23 protein-coding genes, 1 tRNA gene and 1 pseudogene are annotated in these 20,621 nt (G+C 65.3%); 5 read left to right on the plus strand and 20 right to left on the minus strand.

From position 1 onward, the window contains the following. Nucleotides 1–142: 142 nt before the first annotated feature. The 15 genes from M0D43_RS05500 to M0D43_RS05570 form a co-directional block, all read right to left on the minus strand. On the minus strand, nt 143–469 hold the full coding sequence (locus M0D43_RS05500) for a hypothetical protein (protein ID WP_252163855.1): 327 nt from the start codon (nt 467–469) through the stop codon (nt 143–145). 212 nt (nt 470–681) lie between these two features. Further along, nucleotides 682–756, minus strand: a tRNA-Val gene (locus M0D43_RS05505). A gap of 160 nt (nt 757–916) precedes the next feature. Beyond that, the gene (locus M0D43_RS05510) at nt 917–1,270 is read right to left on the minus strand and encodes a PilZ domain-containing protein (protein ID WP_003483889.1); all 354 of its coding nucleotides are present in this window, start codon (nt 1,268–1,270) and stop codon (nt 917–919) included. Beyond that, nucleotides 1,267–2,226 (minus strand): DNA polymerase III subunit delta', encoded by a 960-nt coding sequence (locus M0D43_RS05515; RefSeq protein WP_252163856.1) that lies wholly within the window; start codon nt 2,224–2,226, stop codon nt 1,267–1,269. The genes M0D43_RS05510 and M0D43_RS05515 overlap by 4 nt, the downstream gene beginning before the upstream one ends. After that, nucleotides 2,223–3,284, minus strand: a complete 1,062-nt coding sequence (gene mltG, locus M0D43_RS05520) for an endolytic transglycosylase MltG (RefSeq protein ID WP_252163857.1) — start codon at nt 3,282–3,284, stop codon at nt 2,223–2,225. Before mltG ends, M0D43_RS05515 begins: the two co-directional genes overlap by 4 nt. A 72-nt stretch (nt 3,285–3,356) precedes the next feature. Next, a complete protein-coding gene (locus tag M0D43_RS05525; RefSeq protein ID WP_252163858.1) occupies nt 3,357–4,712 on the minus strand; it encodes an aminodeoxychorismate synthase component I in 1,356 nt (451 codons plus the stop codon). A gap of 175 nt (nt 4,713–4,887) precedes the next feature. Next, entirely contained in the window at nt 4,888–6,123 is a 1,236-nt protein-coding gene (gene fabF, locus M0D43_RS05530; RefSeq protein ID WP_101363563.1) for a beta-ketoacyl-ACP synthase II, read from the minus strand. Between the two features lie 11 nt (nt 6,124–6,134). After that, the gene (locus tag M0D43_RS05535) at nt 6,135–6,260 is read right to left on the minus strand and encodes a hypothetical protein (protein ID WP_260808015.1); all 126 of its coding nucleotides are present in this window, start codon (nt 6,258–6,260) and stop codon (nt 6,135–6,137) included. Nucleotides 6,261–6,264: 4 nt separating this feature from the next. Beyond that, nucleotides 6,265–6,504: an acyl carrier protein gene (gene acpP / locus M0D43_RS05540; RefSeq protein ID WP_010368407.1), complete on the minus strand. Its 240-nt coding sequence runs from the start codon at nt 6,502–6,504 to the stop codon at nt 6,265–6,267. A 155-nt stretch (nt 6,505–6,659) separates the two neighbouring features. Further along, nucleotides 6,660–7,403, minus strand: coding sequence for a 3-oxoacyl-ACP reductase FabG (gene fabG, locus M0D43_RS05545; RefSeq protein WP_252163859.1), 744 nt, complete (start codon nt 7,401–7,403; stop codon nt 6,660–6,662). An 82-nt stretch (nt 7,404–7,485) separates the two neighbouring features. Beyond that, a complete protein-coding gene (fabD, locus tag M0D43_RS05550; protein ID WP_252163860.1) occupies nt 7,486–8,430 on the minus strand; it encodes an ACP S-malonyltransferase in 945 nt (314 codons plus the stop codon). A gap of 276 nt (nt 8,431–8,706) precedes the next feature. Continuing rightward, nucleotides 8,707–9,147, minus strand: coding sequence for an MEKHLA domain-containing protein (locus M0D43_RS05555; protein ID WP_252163861.1), 441 nt, complete (start codon nt 9,145–9,147; stop codon nt 8,707–8,709). Between the two features lie 230 nt (nt 9,148–9,377). Then, nucleotides 9,378–10,355: a beta-ketoacyl-ACP synthase III gene (locus tag M0D43_RS05560; RefSeq protein ID WP_252163862.1), complete on the minus strand. Its 978-nt coding sequence runs from the start codon at nt 10,353–10,355 to the stop codon at nt 9,378–9,380. 90 nt (nt 10,356–10,445) lie between these two features. Continuing rightward, a complete protein-coding gene (gene rpmF, locus M0D43_RS05565; RefSeq protein ID WP_003483870.1) occupies nt 10,446–10,640 on the minus strand; it encodes a 50S ribosomal protein L32 in 195 nt (64 codons plus the stop codon). A gap of 98 nt (nt 10,641–10,738) precedes the next feature. Further along, the gene (locus M0D43_RS05570) at nt 10,739–11,248 is read right to left on the minus strand and encodes a YceD family protein (protein WP_101363568.1); all 510 of its coding nucleotides are present in this window, start codon (nt 11,246–11,248) and stop codon (nt 10,739–10,741) included. 112 nt (nt 11,249–11,360) lie between these two features. Here M0D43_RS05570 and M0D43_RS05575 point away from each other — a divergent pair, with 112 nt between their 5' ends. Beyond that, nucleotides 11,361–11,936: a Maf family protein gene (locus tag M0D43_RS05575; RefSeq protein WP_252163863.1), complete on the plus strand. Its 576-nt coding sequence runs from the start codon at nt 11,361–11,363 to the stop codon at nt 11,934–11,936. A 103-nt stretch (nt 11,937–12,039) separates the two neighbouring features. On the opposite strand, the pseudogene M0D43_RS22015 reads toward M0D43_RS05575, so the two are convergent. Both M0D43_RS22015 and M0D43_RS05585 read right to left on the minus strand, forming a co-directional pair. Further along, nucleotides 12,040–12,605, minus strand: a pseudogene (locus M0D43_RS22015) (hypothetical protein); the annotation flags it as partial. A 150-nt stretch (nt 12,606–12,755) separates the two neighbouring features. Next, complete coding sequence (locus M0D43_RS05585; RefSeq protein WP_252163865.1) at nt 12,756–14,606, minus strand: glycosyltransferase family 39 protein; 1,851 nt, start codon at nt 14,604–14,606, stop codon at nt 12,756–12,758. 36 nt (nt 14,607–14,642) lie between these two features. Here M0D43_RS05585 and M0D43_RS05590 point away from each other — a divergent pair, with 36 nt between their 5' ends. From M0D43_RS05590 to M0D43_RS05605, 4 genes are read left to right on the plus strand one after another with little or no spacing between them, the layout of a single operon-like run. Then, nucleotides 14,643–15,596 (plus strand): AAA family ATPase, encoded by a 954-nt coding sequence (locus M0D43_RS05590; protein ID WP_252163866.1) that lies wholly within the window; start codon nt 14,643–14,645, stop codon nt 15,594–15,596. Between the two features lie 5 nt (nt 15,597–15,601). Continuing rightward, nucleotides 15,602–16,558, plus strand: a complete 957-nt coding sequence (locus tag M0D43_RS05595; protein ID WP_252163867.1) for a DUF58 domain-containing protein — start codon at nt 15,602–15,604, stop codon at nt 16,556–16,558. Then, nucleotides 16,551–18,503: a transglutaminase TgpA family protein gene (locus M0D43_RS05600; RefSeq protein WP_252163868.1), complete on the plus strand. Its 1,953-nt coding sequence runs from the start codon at nt 16,551–16,553 to the stop codon at nt 18,501–18,503. The genes M0D43_RS05595 and M0D43_RS05600 overlap by 8 nt, the downstream gene beginning before the upstream one ends. Continuing rightward, nucleotides 18,500–19,033, plus strand: a complete 534-nt coding sequence (locus M0D43_RS05605) for a Slp family lipoprotein (protein WP_054320576.1) — start codon at nt 18,500–18,502, stop codon at nt 19,031–19,033. Before M0D43_RS05600 ends, M0D43_RS05605 begins: the two co-directional genes overlap by 4 nt. 119 nt (nt 19,034–19,152) lie before the next feature. On the opposite strand, the gene M0D43_RS05610 is transcribed toward M0D43_RS05605, so the two are convergent. The 3 genes from M0D43_RS05610 to M0D43_RS05620 form a co-directional block, all read right to left on the minus strand. Then, on the minus strand, nt 19,153–19,503 hold the full coding sequence (locus tag M0D43_RS05610; protein ID WP_101363574.1) for a histidine triad nucleotide-binding protein: 351 nt from the start codon (nt 19,501–19,503) through the stop codon (nt 19,153–19,155). Between the two features lie 102 nt (nt 19,504–19,605). After that, nucleotides 19,606–20,199, minus strand: a complete 594-nt coding sequence (gene recR / locus M0D43_RS05615; RefSeq protein ID WP_252163869.1) for a recombination mediator RecR — start codon at nt 20,197–20,199, stop codon at nt 19,606–19,608. 98 nt (nt 20,200–20,297) lie between these two features. Continuing rightward, nucleotides 20,298–20,618, minus strand: a complete 321-nt coding sequence (locus M0D43_RS05620) for a YbaB/EbfC family nucleoid-associated protein (protein WP_005913896.1) — start codon at nt 20,616–20,618, stop codon at nt 20,298–20,300. Nucleotides 20,619–20,621: the final 3 nt, after the last annotated feature.

Here is a 20,621-nt window from a genome sequence, read left to right on the forward strand (position 1 = left end):
TGTGCGCATGGATGCGCCATCCACGCGCACAGCGGCACGCGCCGCAGCCCGCACGACATGCAGCTACAAACCGAAAAGCGAACACCGCGCCGACCGCGACGCCACTCAATCCAGCCCACGCCCGCTGACGAGCGCTTCGCGCTCACTTCACCCGCGTGTACTCGGTATCGCCTGTGCTCAGTTTGCCGGTCGCTTCATCGATCGCGTAGTTGACCGTGCCAACCCCGTTGGACACCTGCAGCACGCCATTGGTCAGTAGCGCAGGATGATTGCGGGTCTTGACGCCGTTGCCGAACAGTTCCGGCCGGGTGTCGCGAATGATGAAACTCTCGCCGTTGTGCTCGATGCTCAGCACGTTCTTTTCCGACTTTACGTTGACCCACTTGCCCACGTACTGCTCGCCCGCATCGCGGGCACAGCCGGCCAACAGCAGCGTCGCAATCAGCGCATTTCCCAGCAGCGTCTTCATCGCCACTCCATCTCGAAACGGGGGGCCTTGCAGGATGGCAAGTCCTTGTCGAGCTCGCAATCACCAGATGCTGGCGGCCCCTGACTCTTACCATCGAAAAGCTCGGGAGCGCCCAACTCGATGCGTGAGCAGTCCAGAAGCGCAGACACAAAAAAACCGGCGCATGGCCGGCTTTTTCTTCGCGTCGAATCCGTAGATCGACTGGATTTCAATGGTGGGCGGTACAGGGTTCGAACCTGTGACCCTTGCCGTGTGAAGGCAATGCTCTACCGCTGAGCTAACCGCCCGGTGACGCGAGCCGTACATTATAGGGCAGCAGCAGCGGTCGTCAACAATTGTTTACTCGCCCCGCCATTCCTGGGAAACCGCAGGTTCAGCGCATCGATCTGACGCAATGATGTGATGACTCGGCCGTGCGCCTCACATGCCGGCCGTGCCATCGCAGCCTTACATCGTATGCGTCGGTTTATCCGAGGTGGTCAAACCGGCCAGCAGCGTCTCGATCTTGTTGCGCACCGCCTCGCCTTCCGGACCGTCCGGGAACTGCACGCCGATGCCGGCAGCGCGGTTGCCCTGCGCTCCTGCAGGCGTGGTCCAGATGACCTTGCCGGCGACCGGCAGGCGTTCGCTGGAATCGGGCAGGGTCAGCAGCAGGAAAACTTCGTCGCCCAGCATGTAGCGCTTGGGCGTGGGCACGAAGATGCCGCCGCCTTTGACGAACGGCATGTAGGCGCTGTAGAGCGCCGGCTTGTCTTTCAACGCCAGCGACAAAATGCCTTGGCGTGCATTCATTGCACTCATCGAGTTCCCCTAGAACGTGGCTGGCGCTCTCCTTCGCGCCAGGCCAGCAACAATTCCGTCACTGCCAGGTCGGCGCGGACGGTGGTGCGCAGCAGATCGCGGGTGCGGTTGGCGGCGTCGAACCAGGTCGCCAGCTTGTGCAACCGCGATGGATCGGTCAAGCCGGCCGATGCTTGCGTCAATGCCAGATCGGCGGCGTGGCGCAGGCGTTGATCGGCCTGGCCATCGTTGGTCCAGCGCTGCGCGACATCCACCGCGCCGGCACGGCCGCTGGCGATCTGCTCCAGATCCTGCGCAACCGCACGCCGCACGGCCAGGCCGTCTTCGCGCAGCCACTGCGCGGCCAGGCCGGGATGGCCGCGGGCGGCCTCCAGCGCTTCCTGCGCGGCGCGCGCATCCATCCCTTGCGACAGCAACCAGGCCAGCGCTTCGTGCGCCGGCGGCAGTTTGAATTCCAGGCGTTGGCAGCGGCTGCGAATGGTCGCCGGCAGGCGCGCCGGTTGCGCGCTGATCAACCACAGGTAACGCCCCGGCGAGGGTTCTTCCAGGGTCTTGAGCAAGGCGTTGCAGGCGGCGCGATTGATCGCATCGGCCGGATCGACGATCACCACCTGGGCAATGCCGTACTGCGGTGTGAGCGAGAGCTTCTGCGAAATCTCGCGCACCTGCTCGATGACGATTTCCGTGCGCAGCTTGTCGCCGGTGCGGTTGGGAATGAACGAGATCAGTTGCAGGTCCGGATGGGTGCCGGCGGCGATCAATTGCCGGGTGCGCTGCGCCAGCGCGGGGTCCGGCGAGCTGGCCAGCACGTGCTCGGCAAGGGCCAGGGCCACGGCGCGTTTGCCCAGACCCTCCGGCCCGCAGATCAGCAACCCGTGCCCCAGCCGACCGGCATCCAGCGCCGCCACGGTCTGGTCGAAGGCGCGCTGCTGCCAGGGCGAAAACGCGGCGGTCATGGCGTGGGCTCCGGTTGCGGCATGTTCGGCTGGCGGCGACGCTGCAGATAACGCGCCACCGCAGCGTTATGTTCGGCCAACGTGGCCGAGAACGCGTGCGCGCCGGTGCCATCGCCCACCGCCACGAAATACAGCGCCTCACCGGGCGCCGGGCGCACCGCCGCCAGCAGCGCCTCGCGGCCCGGCATGGCGATCGGCGTGGGGGTCAGGCCGGTGCGGGTGTAGGTGTTGTACGGAGTGTCGGTGGTCAGGTCGCGCCGGCGGATATTGCCGTCGTAACTGCTGCCGATGCCGTAGATCACGGTGGGGTCGGTCTGCAACTTCATGCCCATCTGCAGACGACGCAGGAACACCCCGGCGATCAACGGCCGCTCGGAGGCCAGGGCAGTTTCTTTTTCGATGATCGAGGCCAGGATCAACGCCTGTTCCGGCGAAGCGAGCGGCAGATTCGGGGTGCGCTGTTCCCATGCCTGCGCCAATGCCTTGTCCATGGCCGCATGCGCGCGCTTGAGCACCTCGATATCGCTGTCGCCACGCTGGTACACATAGGTTTCCGGCAGGAAGCGCCCTTCCGGATGCTGCTTGGCGAACCCCAGACGCGCCATCAGTGCCGCATCGTCCAGCGCATCGATGGCGTGCTGCAGCGGCGTCGCGGTTGCAAGCGCAGCGCGAAGCTGCCGGAAATTCCAGCCTTCCACGATCGTGAAACGGTATTGGATCACCCGCCCCTGGCGCATGCGCGTCAGCAATTCGCGCGGCGACAGCGCCGGTGCCAGCGCGTACTCGCCCACCTTGAGCTTGCCGGCCGCATCGACCTGGCGCGCCAGCAGCTGCCATTCCAGCTCGGTACCCTGCTGCAGGCCGGCCGCACGCAGTTTGCGCAGCGTGACCTTGAGCGAATCGCCGGGCGCAATCACCACGCTGGGCGCACTCGCGGGCATGGGGGTATCGGCAAAGTGCACGTAATGCCGCCACGCCACCACGGCGACAGTCGCCAGCAGCGCTGCGAGCAGCAACACCGTGCTCAGCACGGCCAGACATCCGCGTTTGCCAGTCACCGCCACACCCTCCTCGTCATTGCCCCAGCGCCGCGCAGGATACCGTGCGCCGGTGATGTCCCGTTGAAGCGCTCATGTTGGCTCGATCGCGCGCAGCACGCCACGCGCCTTGGCACGGGTTTCGTCCAGCTCCCGCTGCGGATCCGAATCCACCACAATCCCCGCTCCGGTGCGGAACCGCACCTGATTGCCGGCCACCTCAGCGGTGCGGATCAGAATGTTCAGATCCATGTCGCCATCGCGATTGAGCCAGCCGAATGCGCCGGTGTAGGCACCACGCGCGGTCTGTTCGAGCTCGGCGATGATCTGCATGCAGCGCACCTTCGGGCAACCGGTAATGGTGCCGCCGGGAAACACCGCCGCAATCACCTCGCCCGGCATCATCCCGGCGCGCAGGCGCCCGCGCACATTGCTGACGATGTGATGCACGTGTGCGTAGCTCTCCACGCACATCAACTCGTCCACCTCGACCGTGCCCGGCGCGCAGATGCGACCCAGGTCGTTGCGTTCCAGGTCGATCAACATGACGTGCTCGGCACGCTCCTTCGGATGTCCGACCAGCTCGCGGATGCGCGCGGCATCGTCGTCGCCGGCAAAGCGCGCGCGGGTGCCGGCGATCGGGCGCGTCTGCACCACATCGCCCTGCACCGACACCAGGCGCTCGGGGGAGGAACTGGCCACTGCACGCCCGCCCGCAACGAACAGTCCGGCGAATGGCGCTGGATTGGCCGAACGCAGGCGCGCATGCAGCGCGGCCGGGTCGACCGCCGCGGCAAATGCCGCATGCCAGGCACGCGAGATATTGGCCTGGAAGACATCGCCGGCATGCAGGTAATCGAGCACCCTGCGCACCGCATCGGTAAAGCGCTCGGGTGCGTCCTCCTCCACTGCCACCGGCCCGACCCAGGCCGGCAACGGCGGCAGCGCGGCGCAAGCGGCGATGTCCTCGACGATACGGGCCAGCAGATCGTCGCGCCCCGGTTCGGCCAGCGCGATGCAACGTCCTTCCACGCGGTCACGCAACACCGCTGCCGGCGCACGCAGGGCCAGCGCGCTCGGCAGGCGGTCGGTGCGCACAGGCAGCTGCAGGATTGGTTCGACCTGCGCGGCCAGTTCGTAATCCAGCAACACCGCCCAGCCGCCACGAAACGGCCATGCGCTGCGCGCATCGCGCGGCACCCGTTCGGCGCGCCAGGCGGCGTCCAGCGCATCCAAGAAATTGCTGTCGATCACCCGCCCATCGCCATCGCGCGTGCGCCCGTCCGGATCCAGCCGCAGGCTGGCGCCGTCTGCAAGCAACAGCACGTCCCAGCGCCCGTGTTCGGTGCCGGAAGCGGTGGATTCCAGCAGCGCCGGATAGCGCTGCGGCGCCAGCCGGTGCAGCGCCAGCAAGTCGATGTCCGCGTGCAGTGATCGGGTGAGCGTCATCGGTCCGGAGTGGCGTGAGATACGAAAGCGCGCCGGCCTTGAGAAAGGCAGCGCGCGCAATGACTGGATCAGGAATCTGTGGAACCGACACCGTCCGCTGGCCGCACGCACGCAGTGCATGCGGCGGCCCGGGACCGTTGCAGGATGCGCCGTGCGACGACTCAGACGCGCCGACTCAGACGCGCTTGAACACCAGCGTGCCGTTGGTGCCGCCAAAGCCGAAGCCGTTGGACATCACCGCCTCCACCTGTACTTCGCGCGCCACGTTCGGCACGTAATCCAGGTCGCAGCCCTCGCTGGGCTCTTCCAGGTTGATGGTCGGCGGAATGATGCCGGTATGCAGCGCCATCACCGAGAAGATTGCTTCCACACCGCCGGCCGCGCCGAGCAGATGCCCGGTCATCGACTTGGTCGAACTCACCATGGTTTTGTAGGCGTGATCGCCCAGCGCGCGCTTCATGGCCATGGTTTCGGCCAGATCGCCCAGCGGCGTGGAGGTGCCGTGCGCGTTGAGGTAGCCGATCTGCTCGGGATTGAGCTTGGCATCGCGCATGGCCGCAGCCATGCTGCGCGCCGCGCCTTCGCCATCTTCGCTTGGGGCGGTCATGTGGAACGCATCGGAACTGGCGCCGAAGCCGACCAGCTCGGCATAGATGCGTGCGCCACGCGCCTTGGCGTGTTCGTACTCTTCCAGCACCAGCACGCCGGCGCCGTCGCCCAGTACGAAGCCATCGCGCTGCTTGTCCCACGGCCGCGAGGCGCCGGTCGGGTCGTCGTTGCGGGTGGACATGGCCTTCATCGCGCAGAAGCCGCCCACCGAACTCGGCGACGAACCACGCTCGGCGCCGCCGGCCAACATCACATCGGCATCGCCGTGCTGGATCATGCGCATCGCCGTGCCGATCGAATGGTTGGAGGTGGCGCAGGCCGAGACTGCCGAGAACGTCGGGCCCTTCAGGCCTTTGATCAGGCTCACCTGGCCAGGCAGCATATTGATGATGGTGCTGGGCACATAGAACGGCGAAATCTTGCGCGCGCCGCCCTCGTGAAATTTGATGGTCTGCTCTTCGATACCGAGCAGCCCGCCGATGCCGGAGCCGAGAATGGCGCCCACGCGTTCGGCATTGCTGTCGTCGATCACCAGCCCGGAATCGTCCAGCGCCATGAACGAGGCGCCGACACCGTAGTGGATGAACGAATCCATCTTCTTGACGTCCTTGGCGGACACAAAGAGCGTGGGGTCGAAATTCTTGATTTCACCAGCGATCTTGGTGGTGAACTGCGAGGCATCGATCTGCGTGATCGGGCCAATGCCTGAGCGGCCGTGGACGATTCCATCCCAGCTGGTGGCCAGATCATTGCCCAGCGGCGACACCATGCCCATGCCGGTAACGACAACACGACGACTCATTGCAGATCTCCTCACCACGGAACGGACAGTGCTTGCGGTTTGCGGGTGACATTTGAAAAACACAGGGCCGCATCAGCGGCCCCATGGAATGTCTGACGCGGCAGCGGCTTGATGCGCGCCGCCACGATCAGGAACAACGCATCAGCTCTTGACGTGAGACTTGACGTAGTCGATCGCCTGCTGCACCGAGGTGATCTTCTCGGCCTCTTCGTCCGGGATCTCGCACTCGAACTCTTCTTCCAGCGCCATCACCAGCTCGACGGTGTCCAGCGAGTCGGCACCCAGGTCATCGACGAACGATGCGCTGGTGGTGACTTCCTCTTCCTTGACGCCGAGTTGTTCGACGACGATTTTCTTGACGCGTTCTTCGATGGTGCTCATTGGGGATATCGCTCCAGATGGAGTAGTGGTGGTACGAAAAAACGCCATCGCCGCTGCGATGGCCGCGTTGGATAGTGTAGTGGAAGCGACCGGGCCTTGCATTGCATCACAACTCCCGGCCGATCAGCCACTTAGCGCCTCCCGGCGCCGCACGCTTACGGCATGTACATGCCACCGTTGACGTGCAGGGTCTCGCCGGTGATGTAGCGGGCAGTCGGGCCGGCCAGGAACGCCACCGCATTGGCGATGTCTTCCGGCTGGCCCAGATGACCCAGTGCGATCTGCTGCAGCAAGGCGGCCTTGGCCTCGTCCGGTAGCGCCTTGGTCATGTCGGTATCGATGAAACCGGGCGCCACCACATTCACGGTGACCCCGCGCGAGCCGATTTCCTTGGCCAGCGACTTGGAGAACGCAATGATGCCGGCCTTGGCCGCAGCGTAGTTGGTCTGGCCGGGGTTGCCGGTCACACCCACCACCGAGGCGATGTTGACGATGCGGCCCTTGCGCGCCTTCATCATGCCGCGCATCACCGCCTTGGAGGTGCGGAACACGCTGGTCAGGTTGGTGTCGATGATCGCCTGCCAGTCGTCGTCCTTCATCCGCATCAACAGGTTGTCGCGGGTGATGCCGGCGTTGTTGACCAGGATCGAAATCGCGCCGAACTCCTTGCCGATCGCATCGATCAGGCCATCGACCGCCGCAGCGTCGGTGACGTTGAGCGCACGGCCGTGGCCGCCCTGGGCAGCCAGGCGCGCGCCGATCGCCGCAGCGCCGGAGGCCGAGGTCGCGGTGCCGATCACGGTGGCGCCCTGGGCGGCCAGCGTGTCGGCGATGGCCGCGCCGATGCCGCGACTGGCGCCGGTGACGAGGGCGATTTCACCCTGCAGGGGCTTGCTCATGAATGCTGTTCCTCGAAGGGGGACGTCGCAACCGCGGCCGCGAACGTCGAGGGATGCCGGCACAACCGGCAGCGGCGTTGGATCAGTGGGACCACGCGTCGAGTGCGCCGGCGTAATCGGCAGGCGTGGCCAGTGGGCGCGCGTCCAGGCGCTTGTCGATGCGCTTGATCAGCCCGCTCAGCACCTTGCCGGGGCCGCATTCGGCAATCCGGGTGATGCCCTGGCTGGCGAGCGCCTGCACGCAGCCGGTCCACTGCACGGGCAGGTAAAGCTGTTCAACGAGCGCCTGGCGGATGGCCGCGCTGCCGTCATGTACGCGCGCGTCCACGTTCTGCACCACCGGAATCTGCGGCGCGTGCCAGCTCAGCCCGGCCATCGCCTCGCCGAGCTGGTTGGCGGCATCGCGCATCAGCGGGGTGTGCGACGGCACGCTCACCGCCAGCTTGACCGCCTTGCGCACGCCGCGCTCGGCCAGCAGCGCCAGCGCGCGATCTACCGCTGCGGCATCGCCACCGATCACGATCTGGCCCGGCGAATTGAAATTGGCCGGCACCACTACCTGGCTGCCTGCGGCTTCGGCGCAGACCTCCAGCACCACGGCGTCTTCGGCGCCCAGCACTGCAGCCATCGCGCCGACGCCTGCCGGCGCTGCGGCCTGCATGAACTGGCCGCGCAGCCGCACCAGGTGCGCGCCGTCGTGCAGCGACAAGGCGCCGGCGGCGACCAGCGCGGTGTATTCGCCCAGGCTATGCCCGGCCAGCAGCGCCGGGCGCTGCCCGCGCTGGGCAGTCCAAAGCCGCCACACCGCCACGCCTGCGGCCAGCAAGGCGGGCTGGGTGTATTCGGTGCGGTTGAGCATCTCTTCCGGGCCGCCCTGGGAGAGCGCCCACAGGTCGACGCCAGCGCCTTCGGAGGCTTCGGCGAACGTGTCGCGAATCTGCGGATGCAGCTCGGACAGTTCGGCCAGCATGCCCAGGGACTGCGAGCCCTGGCCGGGAAACACGAAGGCGAGAGTGGATTCGGTCACGCGTTGCTGCCTACAAAAATCGAGCCGGGATCATACGTGCGAAATCGCTCTGGCGTCTGTACTGCCGCGTATGCAGGAGCCACCAGAACGCGTCACGACGTCGCAAAACCGCACACCGGTCTCGATCGATGACGCAACCGCAACGGCCGCGCAGATGCGCGGCAATCCGGAATCGATGTGAGACGCGTTGCCGGCGCATGCGGCGCGGCCACCGCCTGCAAGGCCAATGAGGAAACTGAAGGGATCGGGCATCCCAGGTGTTGCCGCCTGCATCGTTTACCCAGGCAACGGGAATGCCGCCGCCTGTCCACGCAGCACCCCGTCCTCGTCGACAAGCTGCCAGACCACACCCTCGGCGATCCGAAAGCGGGACCCATCCTTCGCGATCCGCACGCCCGCGTAGTCCCTTACGACGCCATCGCGGGTGACCGCATCGAGCAAACGCTGACGTTCCGCTCGCTCCGGCAATTCTGCCGACAGGCGCGAGGGCATCCCAACGAACTCGCTCCAGTCGTAGCCGAAAACGCGCTGCGCGGCCTGGTTCGCATAGACAAACCGCGGGTCCGGAGCGGTGTCGTGCGCAAGCAGCGCGAACGGCGCTTCGTGATACAGCCAATCGGGCTCGATCTGCCGATCTGTAACCAGCGGGCGACCTGCGAACCGCTGGTAACTGCCGGCAAGCAAGGCAACGAAGATGGGGTCGTGAGCAGGGTGCATGCCCCGAATCTACCGGATGGGCGGCCTACTCGGCGTACTGGCCCGCAGACCGGTCGCGTTGAGCGAATCAAACGATACGCGGGGAGCTCAGATTGGCGGAGTTCAAAGACGCAACCCGGCCGCGAGAAGAACAGAGTTGCCGCCATCCCAACCAGCCAGGCGCATTGTCCGCCCTGCATGAACTCGCCCGGGCGGACGCCAGCGCCCGCCCAAACGCAGGAGGCAAAGCCTCAGTAGCGCAGCAGCGCCGAGCCCCAGGTAAACCCGCCGCCAAACGCTTCCAGCAGCAGCAGCTGGCCACGCTGCACACGACCGGAGCGCACCGCTTCGTCCAGCGCCAACGGCACCGAGGCCGAGGAGGTATTGCCGTGGCGATCCACAGTGACCACCACTTGCTCCATCGGCAGGTCCAGCCGCTTGGCGGTGGCCTCGATGATGCGCAGATTGGCCTGGTGCGGGATCAGCCAATCCAGATCGTGCTTGTCGTAGCCGTTGGCGGCCAGGGTCTCATCGACCACCGAGTCCAGCGCCTTGACTGCGTACTTGAAGACGTCGTTACCCTTCATCAACAACGCGCCGCCGCCGTTCTTGCCCTCGCCGAATCCCACCGACACGCCCACCGGATCCCACAGCAGCTCTTTCTTGCTGCCATCGGCATGCAGGTGAGTGCTGAGAATGCCGGTCTCTTCGTCGGCTTGGAGGATCACCGCACCGGCACCATCGCCGAACAGCACGCAGGTGGTGCGATCGGTCCAGTCGACGATGCGGGTCAGGGTTTCTGCGCCCACCACCAGCACGGTCTTGGCGTCGCCACTGCGCACGAACTTGTCGGCCACGCTGAGCGCGTAGACAAAGCCCGAACAGGCAGCGTTGACGTCCATCGCACCGCAACCGATGTTGCCCAGCCGCGCCTGCAACAAACAGGCAGTCGACGGAAAGATCAGGTCCGGGGTGGTCGTGCCGATGACGATCAGATCGATCTCGTCGGCAGTCACACCCGCCGCTTCCATCGCCTTCAGCGAAGCGAAGTACGCCAAGTCGCTGGTGGTCTGGTCGTCGGCAACGATGTGACGTTCACGGATACCAGTGCGCGAGAAGATCCATTCATCGCTGGTGTCGACGATCTTCGACATGTCGTCGTTGGTCAACACCTTTTCGGGCAAATAGCTACCCGTGCCCGCGATTCTGGAATAGATCCGCTTGCTCATACTGTTCCCTGTTGCAAGAGCCGCGGCGACCGGCGGCTCCGGAAGAAGCGAGAGTCACCCGGCCGCGTTGAACGCGGCGGGCGCCACGGATCAATCTTCTTGGACGGCCGACGACTTGGTCGCGATCACCTTCTTGCCGCGGTAGTAACCGTCAGCGGTGATGTGGTGGCGCAGATGGATCTCGCCGCTGGTCGGGTCGGTCGACAGCTGCTTGGCGGTCAGGGCATCGTGCGAACGACGCTGGCCGCGACGGGACGGGGTGACACGGGATTTCTGCACAGCCATGGGATTGCTCCAACCTTTAGTTCGATAACTTGTCTGTTGAGTCGAACAGCACGCTCTACGCCCGCGTCGACCTGTCTTACCGCCCTTAACAGCGGCGGTTACTGTTTCTTCAACGCTGCCAGCGCCGCGAACGGACTGGCCTTGTCTTGCTCTTCCTGGGTCGGAACCCATTCGGCGTCGATCGCTTCGCTGCCCGGTGCCATCGGTACCACGGGCACTGACAGCACCAACTCGTCTTCGACCATGTCGACGGCCCGCAGCATGCCATCTTCCGGCACCAGCAACGCTTCGTACTCGGCCGGCAATGCTGCTTCGTCGGCTTCGTCACGGATCAAACCAAGACGCTGTCTGATTTGCACCGGATACAGGAAACGTTGCAGGCTGCGCTGGCAGGCCAGCGGAAGCTCGACATCGATACTGAGTTCGACATAAGCGACCTTCAGCAGTTCGTCCTGGTCAAACTGAAGCGAATAGACACATTCGCCGTCGGTATCGACAAGACTTCCCTGCAAACGGGTCATCGCAGATAGCGGGATACGGCCATCGAAGCGCCTGCGCGCTGCGACCATCCGCCAAGCATCCAGCATTTCGGGTACGTTCGCGGACATAAGCCGCAGAATGTTAAAGACCCGCAGCGGCCATGTCAAACAGCCCCATTCATGCGATTGCCGCGCCGCCCGCAGAACGGCAGACTCCCCTGCCCGCCCCGTGTAGTGCGCCATGATGCCACGCCTGATCCTTGCCTCCACATCTGCCTACCGGCGCGAGCTTCTGAGCCGCCTGCAGCTCGAATTCGACACTGCCCGACCCGAGGTCGATGAGCAGGCGCAGCCGGGCGAAACCCCGGGCGCATTGGCCAGTCGCCTGGCCGCCGAAAAAGCCACTGCAGTGGCAGCTCGCTGCCCCGAGGCCTGGGTGATCGGCTCGGACCAGGTCGCCGACCTGGGCGGCCAGGCTCTGGGCAAACCAGGCACGCGCGAGCAGGCGCGGACGCAACTGACAGCCATGTCCGGCCAGACCGTGCGCTTCCATACCGCCGTCAGCCTGATCGGCCCGGAGCGCGAGCTGCACGCGCTGGACCTGACCGAGGTGCAGCTACGTGCGCTGACGGCCGCCGAGATCGAGCGCTACCTGGACGCCGAACCGGCCCTGGATTGCGCCGGCAGCTTCAAATGCGAAGGCCTGGGCATTAGCCTGTTCGACGCCATCCACTCGGACGACCCCACTGCTCTGGTGGGACTGCCGCTGATCGCGCTGGCGCGGTTACTGCGGCAGACGGGGTTTCAACTGCCTTGAGTGGCCGGCAACGATGGCTGAGGTGGCAACAACCACCCCCTTTGCATGCAGTGACAACGCCAAAACGGATCCAGTCACTTGAGAACCAGTTGCGAAGGCGAATCTAAAACAAGGCGCCGCCCTTCACATTGAGAGCCCGAAGGCAGGATGGAGCAACAGTTCGTGCCGACCAACCACCCCACTGCGCGCGCCCTCCAACACGCGTCGCCACTCCGATCGGATTTTTATCGCATATCAGCACCAGACCTGACGCCGACGTCTGTCTTGAAATCAAATCGAATCGCGGATTGATCAGTTAAAAGATGACGGACAGGTGTCGCAGCAACATCGCTGATCACCACTGGATCGGTAGCGACCTGCATGCCGCCCGGATCACGTGTTTCCGGCCAAGCAAAGATGGACGTATTTCTGCTTTCAGTATAGGCAGCGCATCGGCAACTTCCGCAAGAACGGTCTCTGCGTGGACGGCATCAACATCAATCACTCCTGCTGCCGCTGCGGTTGCCGTCATGGCGGCGACGGTCTGCATGCGCTGGGCAAGCAGTGCCATCCAGACCGTACTTGGCAGCAGGCAACATGCCCGCGCAATACCGGCACTGCAACTGTGCGCGGGCGCAGCCTCCCATGCCGAATGAACAACCACAGCAATAGACCACTCCCGAACAGCACAATGCACCACCGGGCCCATTGCGAAATAGAACCATTCGGCATCAACCAGCAGTACCTCCGGCAGCTTGCTCCAAGCCCTGCCTGCTCCACGGCACTTCCGGGAATCGCTTGGTAAATGCGTATACGACCGCTTTACTTGGCGCTCGAACGTTACAAGCCACCATCATTCTCGACAGTAAGCGCCTGCTCCCACCAATCTTCCACGCTGCCGTCATGGCCGTGCAGGCGCAGTCCCAGCCAGTGCATGCCGGGTGGCAATGCGTGGGTGTCAAGCGTGGCGGTGAAGCCGACGTTCGGGTGCTGTGGGTCGGTGGAGATTTTCCAGTAAGGGCGCACATCGAGCGGCTTGCCGTAGGTAGCTTGCGCGACCGAGCGACCATCGAGCAGCAGCTCGACATTCGATAGCCCGACGCCGTCCTTGAAGGCCCAGCCACGCACCTCAAACTTGCCTGACACGGAGACGTTCGGCAGCGGTGTGTCGATCCACGCCATCGCCGGGGTGACGCACGGCCCGGGCTGGCGTTGTGCAGGCAGTGCGAACAGCAGGAAGCGCTGATAGCCGTGATCGGTGGACACCACGGTCGGCGGCGGCAGCGGACCGACCATATCGCAGATGGCGTGGTAACGCTTCAACAGCTCGCGGTAGCGCTGATCGCTGGGCGAGAGCACCAGCAGGCGCGGTCCGGTACGCGTGCCGTCACTGAGCAATCCCCACTGCAACAACTGCGCGCTGCGCCCGTGCTTGTCGTTCACCTCGGCAGGCAGCACGTCGATGTTGGCATCGTGCAGCTGGAAGCCGAGCTCGGCGCCCACCTTGAAATTTTCTGCCAGCACGCGCGTGCCCGGCGGCATCTGCGCCAACTGCGCTTTGACCGCGCGCCCCAGAGCGTTCCAGCCAGCGAAGTTGCGCGGGTAGTATTTTTCGCCAGCAGCATGCGCGCGAATCGATGGTACCGACACCGCCAGGTAGTAGCCGTACGCGCCGAGCATGCCGAGCAGTGCGATCAGCCACGCTGCGCGGCGCAGCGGATGCGGCCAGCGCAGCAGGATCACCGGCACCGCCACCAGCAGCGCCAGGTAGCCGGGCAGCGGCCAGTGGAAGCTGATCCTCTCGGCATCGCTGAAGAAGCCGAGCACGAAGATTGCCACGGTCGAAATGCCGCCAAGCAAACCGAAATAGCGCCATTGCGCACGCGAGCCGCCGCCGCTGCGGGTGCCAGCCAGACCGACCTTGACCATCGCCCACGCCAGCAGCGGCGTCACCGCCACCGCCTGGATCAGCAGGAACCACAGCCCGCCGATCTGAAAACGCCATGGATGCCGGTCGACCAACTGGAAACGTAGCCCCGCTTCGTCATGGTCGGTATTCCAGAACAGCAGCGGCAACCAGCTCACCGCGCCCACGGTCAGCGCCATCCAGATGCGTGGATCGCGCATCACCGCGCGCCCTTGGGGGATGCACAGCAACGCGATGCAGCCCACCCCGATCACGCCAACGAAGCGATAGTGACTGAGCGCACCGATGACCAACCCGATGGCAAGCTCCAGCGCACTGGTGGCATCGACCTCGCGCAGCAAGCGAGCGCCAGCATCCATGCACAGCACCGCCGCCAATGCCATCGGCACATCTGGCACGGCCAGAATGCCCAGCGTGGCTGATAGCGGCATCAACAGGGTAAGGCTGCCGGCCTGCCAGCCCAGCGCGGAGCCGAACCAGCGCGTGGCGATATGCGCGACCAACCAGGGAATCAGCGCGGAAATGGCCAGAAACGGCAGCCGCAAGGCCAGCAGGTGATGCCCGCCCACCTCCACACCCAGCCGCGCCAGCCAGGCGGTCATGCCCGGCAGATCCGAATAGGCCGCGGCCAGATGTTGGCCTTCCTGCCAGTAAAACGCTTCGTCCACGAACAGCGGCAAGCGCGCGGCGATCAATAGCTTGACGGCCGTGGCCAGTGTCCACAGGATCACGAAGGTGCGATGTGCGCGTTGGTCCCCTTGCATTGCCCTGTGCACTCTTCTCTCACCTACGGAATTGTGATGTCGACACCGCTGCGTTCCACGGAAATGCTAACCGATGCGCTGCGCCAATCGCTGCGGCGCGCACAAGACCAGGTCAATTCGCTGCTGTTGGGCAAGGTGCAGGAAGTGCGGCTGGCATTCGTGGCGCTGCTGTCCGGTGGACATTTATTGATCGAGGACCTGCCTGGCCTGGGCAAGACCACCCTCGCCCATGCGATGGCCTCCAGCTTGGGCCTAGGCTTTCAGCGCGTGCAGTTCACCTCCGACCTGCTGCCGGCCGATGTGCTGGGCGTGTCGGTGTACGACGCCGCCTCGCGGCAGTTCCAGTTCCATCCCGGCCCGGTGTTCACCAACGTGCTGCTGGCCGACGAAATCAATCGCGCCCCGCCGCGCACGCAGAGCTCGCTGCTGGAAGCGATGGCCGAGCAGCAGGTGACGCTGGATGGCGTGACGCATGCGCTGCCGGAACCGTTCTTCGTGATCGCCACGCAGAACCCGGTCGATCTATCCGGCACCTTCCCATTACCGGATTCGCAGTTGGACCGCTTCCTGCTGCGGCTGAGCCTGGGCTACCCCAGCGCCGATGCCGAGCGTGCCCTGCTTTCCGGGGTAGATCGGCGTGAATTGATCGCCCAGGCCGCACCGCAGCTCAGCGATACCGATGTGGTTGCGCTGCGTGCGGTGGTCAACCAGATCCATACCAGCGATGCGTTGATCGGCTATGTGCAGGCGCTGCTGCTGCGCAGCCGCCAGCACGCCGGGGTACGCGTAGGCCTGTCGCCGCGCGCAGGCATTGCGTTGTTGCGCGCCGCCAAGGCCTACGCACTGCTGCTCGGGCGCGAGCACGTGCTGCCGGAAGACGTGCAGGCGCTGTTCGTGGCCGTGGCCGGGCATCGGCTGGTGCCGGAAGCAGAATCGTCCTCCGGGCCGGCGCTGGCCAAGGCGCTGCTGCACAGCGTGCCGGTGGACTGACCCAGGTGCCTGCGCGCCTGCGCGGCATCGGCCGCCGGCTCAGTCTGCTGGCCCGTCCACGGGGAGCGGAAGCGTTGCCGATCGTGCTGGATCGGCGGCGCATCTATGTGTTGCCGACCCGCTTCGGGTTGTTCGTCGCCGCCCTGCTGTTGGCGATGCTGCTGGGCGCGCTGAACTACAACAACAATCCAGCGCTACTGCTCGCGTTGCTGCTCGCGACAGCCGGGATCGCCAGCAGCATCATGGCGCACCTGCAGTTGTCGGCGCTGCGTATCGAAGCGGTATCGGCCGAACCGGTGATCGCCGGCGAACCGCTGCGCATGCGGGTGTCGTTGGCGCGTCGCGATACCCGCACACGGCGCGGGCTGCGCCTGGATCATCTGGAGAGCAGCGGTTTCTGTTCGCTGATTGAGCACGACATGGTCGAGGTCGACCTGCTGCTGCCGACCGAACGCCGCGGCTGGCAGGACATCGAGCGCATCCGCCTGTCCAGCACCCAGCCGCTGGGCCTGGTACGCGCCTGGTCGTGGGTGTGGCCGGAGACGCCGTTGCTGGCCTACCCCAAGCCAGAAGAACAGGGCCCTGCACTGCCCGACGGTGCAGGCTCGCCCAACCAGACCCGCTTGCACGCGCAGGGCGAAGAACTGCATCAGTTACGCCCGTATCGCGCCGGTGATGCGCCGCGCACGATTTCCTGGAAGCATTCGGCGCGTCGCGACACCTTGCTGGTGCGCGAATACGAACAGCCACTGGGCATCGAAGTCACGCTTGATTGGCGCGCACTGCACGCACTGCCGTACGAACGCCGCATCGCGCGGCTTGCCCGCTGGGTGAATCTTGCCGAACGCGACGGACGCCGCTATCGCCTGCTGCTGCCGGGCCAGCCGCCGCTAGGTCCCGCGCAAGGGCCGTCGCATCACCACCTGTGTCAGCGCGCCCTGGCCCTGCTTCCTCATGACTGAGCCCTCCCTCCCGATCAGCCCGGCAAGCCGCGCCTGGGTGCTGGCCACCAGTTGGCTGGCATTGACGCCACTGCTGTTGCAGCTGCCCGGCCTGCTTGCCGCCACTGTCGCCGTGGCTGCGGTGCTGGTCGGCGTGCTGAGCTGGCGCGGCACCTTGATGGCGCCGGTGCGGTTGTTGCTGGTGATCGCGATGCTGGCGGCGGTGTACTGGCAGATCGGCATGCGCTTCGGCCGCGACACCGGTTGTGCGGTGCTGGCATCGATGCTGGCGATCAAGGCTTCCGAACTGCGTACCCTGCGCGATGCGCGCAGCCTGCTCGGCTTTGCCTTGTTCGCCCCGTTTGCAGCATTCCTGCTCGACCAGGGGCCGGCAACGATGGGGCTGGCGTTGCTGGCGGTGGTCAGCGCCTTGCTCAGCATGCAGCGGCTGGCTGACGAAGAACATCGCACCGCCACGCCCGCCCTGCGCCTGCAATTGCGCGGTATCGGCAAGCTGGTCGCTATCGGTGTGCCGTTGGCGCTGGCCACCTTCTGGTTGCTGCCGCGCCTAAGTGCACCGCTGTGGGGTGTTCCCGAACGCGCGCTGTCGCGCCCGGGACTGTCGGACAACATGTCGCCGGGCGAGTGGATCGACCTGATGGCCGACGACAGCCCGGCCTTGCGCGTGCAGTTCACCGGCAAGGCGCCACCGCCGCAGCAGCGCTACTGGCGCGGGCCGGTGATGTGGGACTTCGATGGTCGCACCTGGCAGCGCGCGCGCTGGACCGGTCGCGCCCAACGCGCTTCGGTCACCGCAGGCCCGCAAACCTATCGTTATCGCCTGGATTACGAGCCTACCGATCGCCGCCAACTGGTGTCGCTGGATCTGCCCACCCACGCGGTAGCCAACGCCGAGTTATCGCCCGACTACGAACTGTTCGCGCAACGCCCGTTGAGCGCACTGACCCGCTGGGACCTGCAATCAGCACCGCCGGCGCGCTTCGATACCGACCTACCGGATCAATTGCGCAAGCGCGCACTTGCCCTGCCGCCCGGCTTCAATCCGCGCACGCTCGCGCTGGCACGGCAATGGCGTAGCGAGGCCGGCAACAACGACGATGCGGTGGTGCAGCGCGCGCTGCAGTGGATCACCGGCGAATTCGCCTACACGCTGGACACGCCGCTGCTTGGCCGCAACAGCGTGGACGAATTCCTGTTCCAGCAGAAGGCTGGTTTCTGCGAACACTTCAGCTCCTCGTTCGTGGTGCTGATGCGCGCGGCCGGCATCCCGGCGCGCGTGGTCACCGGGTACGCCGGTGGCACCTACAACCGGCTGGGCAACTACTGGGTAGTGCGGCGCATGGATGCACATGCCTGGACCGAAGTCTGGCTGGCCGGACGTGGCTGGGTCCGCGTGGACCCCACCGCCGCAGTGGCGCCGGAACGCATCTACGACACGCTCGAAGATCGCCTGCAAAGCGGCGGCGGCAACAACTTCGCCGACCTCGGCGCATGGGCCAGCATTGGCCAAGTCAGCGACTGGCTGCGCCGCGGCTGGAACGAGCTGGTGTTGTCCTTCGATGCCGACCGCCAGCAACGGCTACTGCAACCCTTCGGCATCGATCGCCTGGACACCGCACAACTGGCCGCCATCTTCGGCGTGTTCGCGGTGAGCGCGCTGGCATGGATGGGCTGGCTGCTGGCACGCGGCGAACGTGAGCGCGACCCGTTGCTGCGTGCCTGGCACCGACTGAGCCGGCGCTATCGCAAGCTCGGCCTTGCCCGCGAGCCGCACGAACCGGCCGGCGCCTGGGCACAACGTGTCGCCCGTTCCCACCCGAATACGGCATTGTTGGCACTCAGCCAACGTTTCGCTGCCGCGCGATACGCTGGCGCTGATTCGGACAGCGCCACTCTCTTGAAAGACTTGCTGCAGCATCGCCCGCGAACCGGAGCTTCCTCATGAGTACCCGTTTTCTTGTTCCTCTTATCGCTGTGCTCGGGCTCGCAGCCTGCGCCACCGCGCCCAAGCCGCTGCAGGGCCAGTTTCCTACGGTCAGTCCCAGCGATTCCACCGCCAGCGCCCAGGTCGGCACGTCAGTGCGCTGGGGCGGCAAGATCATCAAGACCACGCCTGGCCAGGGCCAGACCTGCTTTGAACTGATCTCGCGCCCGCTCAATGCCAGCGGTCGACCGGACCGTAATGCCGTCGATGCCAGCGACGGCCGCTTCCTGGCCTGCCGCTCGGGCTTCTACGATCCGGCCGTGTTCGAGCCTGGTCGCGAAGTGACCTTCATCGGCAAGATCGAAGGCTACGAAACCACCAAGATCGGCGAGTACGACTACAAGCTGCCCAAGGTCAATGCCGACGTGGTCTACCTGTGGCCGGTCGTGCGCGACGTGGAAGTCGTACCGGCTTACCCGTACGGCCCGTGGGGCGACCCGTGGGGTCCGCGCTGGGGCGGTGGTTGGGGCTGGGGCCGCGGCTGGTGGTAATGCGCCGCTGACCTAAATGTTATTCGCAAAAACGCCGCTCGCAGGGAGCGGCGTTTTTGTATGTGCGCGACGATCGCAGCGCTACGCGGACTGCGCGCAACGCGTGATCGAACCACGCGTCACGGCGTGCCGAAGCGGCCCAGTGGCGCACCCGCCAGCAAATGCAGATGGATATGGAAAACCGTCTGGCCGGCATGCTCGCGGCAATTCATCACGATGCGGTAGCCGTCCTGCGCCAGCCCCTGTGCGCGCGCGTATGCCGCTGCCGCAATGGCCAATTTACCGACCAGCAGCGCCTGCTCCGGTGGCACATCGTCCAGGGTCGCGATGGCGTGCTGCTTGGGAATGAAGAGCACATGCACCGGCGCCTGCGGTGCGATGTCTTCGAAGCCCAGCACCTCATCGTCTTCATAAACGATGGTGGCCGGGATTTCGCGACGAATGATCTTGCCGAAGATGGTGTCAGACATGGGAAGGAATTGGAGATGGGTCATTTGGGGTTGGCGAGAGCTTACCGCGCGCGCCAGTCTGCTTTAGCGAATCCACAACACCGACTCCCCCAATCCCCGCCTTCAAGGCACCTCACTGCGGGTGCCGAAGGCGTGCGACAAGGTGCCGCGGTCGACGTATTCCAGCTCGCCGCCCAGCGGCATGCCCTGGGCAAGCCGGCTCGGCCGCACCGTGTGCTGGCGCGCCAGTTGCGCGAGGTAATGGGCAGTCGCCTCGCCTTCCACGGTAGCGTTGGTGGCGATGATCATTTCGGTCACTTCGCCAACGGCCAGACGCTCGCCGAGCCGATCCAGCCCCAGTTCGCGCGGGCCGATGCCATCCAGCGGCGACAAGCGCCCTTGCAAAATGAAATACAACCCGCGGTAGCCGGTGGCGTGCTCGATCGCCAGGCGATCAGCCGGCGATTCGACCACGCACAGTTGCTGCCGGTCGCGACTGCTGCTGGCGCAGATGGTGCAGATTTCCGATTCGGTGAAATCGCGGCACTGCACGCAGTGCCCCACCTTTTCCACCGCATTGGCCAACGTCGTCGCAAGACGCCGCCCACCCTCGCGCTCGCGCTCAAGCACGTGATACGCCATGCGCTGCGCCGACTTCTGGCCCACACCTGGCAATACCCGGAAGGCCTCGATCAGTTGTTCGAGCAGAGAGGACATTGGTTCGGGAATCGGGAATCGGGAGTGGGGAATCGCAAAGGCTGAAAAGCAATTTCGCTCTTACGATTCCCGATTCCCCACTCCCGCTTCCCCGCCTCTCAGAACGGCAACTTCATGCCGGGCGGCAACTGCATTCCAGCTGTCGCCGAGCCCATGCGGTCCTTGGATTCGGCGTCGATCTTGTTGGACGCGTCGTTGAAGGCGGCGGCGATCAGATCCTCGGCCATCTCCTGGTCGGAGAGGATGCTCGGGTCGATCCGCACCTTGCGGCATTCCTTGGCGCCGGTCAGCGTCACGCTGACCATGCCGCCGCCGGCGGTGCCGGTGACTTCTAGCTTGGCCAGTTCTTCCTGCGCGCGCTGCAGGTTTTCCTGCATCTTTTGCGCCTGCTGCATCAGTTGGGCAATGTTTCCACGCATGGG

It is taken from the genome of Xanthomonas prunicola (genome assembly GCF_025266575.1).
In the GTDB taxonomy this organism is placed as follows: domain Bacteria; phylum Pseudomonadota; class Gammaproteobacteria; order Xanthomonadales; family Xanthomonadaceae; genus Xanthomonas; species Xanthomonas prunicola.